Source organism: Mycobacterium innocens, assembly GCF_900566055.1.
In the GTDB taxonomy this organism is placed as follows: domain Bacteria; phylum Actinomycetota; class Actinomycetes; order Mycobacteriales; family Mycobacteriaceae; genus Mycobacterium; species Mycobacterium innocens.
Map to the genome: position 1 here is coordinate 1 of NZ_UPHQ01000266.1, position 1,008 is coordinate 1,008.

The window sequence follows — 1,008 nt, forward strand, 5'->3', positions numbered from 1 at the left end:
CGGCGACACGCCGAGCGGCGCCGCAGTGGTTGCACTCTCGGCGTGTCGGCTTGTGAAGGATGTGGTTGGAGGGCACCGATGGACAGTTATGAAGACAGACCTCGATGCCCTCCTGACCGAACTGTATGTGACGATCGACGACCACGTAGTGCAACCCGACCGGCGGCGTGCTGGACGGCCGAAGCAATTGACCGACGCCGAGCTGGTGTGCCTGACCGTGGCTCAGGCGCTGCTCGGCGCCCGCAGCGAACACCATTGGCTGCGAATGTGTTACGGCCGACTCGGGCACCTGTTTCCATACCTGCCGAAACAGCCCGGCTACCACAAGCGGGTCAAGGCTGCGACACCATTGATCTGCAAGGCTATGCGCTACCTGGCCACCCAGTGCCCGTCGTGGGCCGACGATTTACGTCTGGTCGACGGCACCCCGGTGCCGTGCGGTTCGTCCCGGGAGACCGCGAAACGCTCTGAACTGGCCGGTTTCGCCAACTACGGGTACTGCGCTGCGCACTCCCGCTGGTTTTGGGGGTTGAAGCTGTATCTGGTCACCACTGCGGAGGGCATGCCGGTCGCGTGGTGTCTTGCCGACCCCAAGATCGGCGAACGAGAGGTCGCCGCAGAGCTTTTCGCGCACGCCCGAGACCTCGGCGCGCTGCGCGAGAAGATGGTCGTGCTGGCCGACAAGGGCCTGTCCGGTGCCGAGTTGGAACATTACTGCGCCGACCAGCTGGGTGTGCTGCTGGTGCGCCCCGACCGCAAGGACGAGAAAAAGCGCCGCTACGGCAACCTCGCCGGCATGCGCCAATGGATCGAAGCCGTTTACGACACCTGCAAGGATCAGCTCAATCTCGAACGACATGGCGGGCGCACACGCGAAGGCGTCTACGCCCGCGTCGCCCAGCGCCTCCTCGCCCTTGCCGCTGTGATCTGGCACAACTGGAAGATCAACAGCCCAGTCAAGAGGTCACTGATCGCCTACGACCACTGACCAAGGTTGGGAATTACTCA

The 1,008-nt window shown here is 63.8% G+C and carries 1 protein-coding gene; it reads left to right on the forward strand.

Translation table 11 applies throughout. From position 1 onward, the window contains the following. Window positions 1-88: 88 nt before the first annotated feature. Window positions 89-988 (forward strand): IS982 family transposase, encoded by a 900-nt coding sequence (locus EET03_RS25745; protein ID WP_122508845.1) that lies wholly within the window; start codon window positions 89-91, stop codon window positions 986-988. The last annotated feature ends 20 nt before the right edge of the window (window positions 989-1,008 follow it).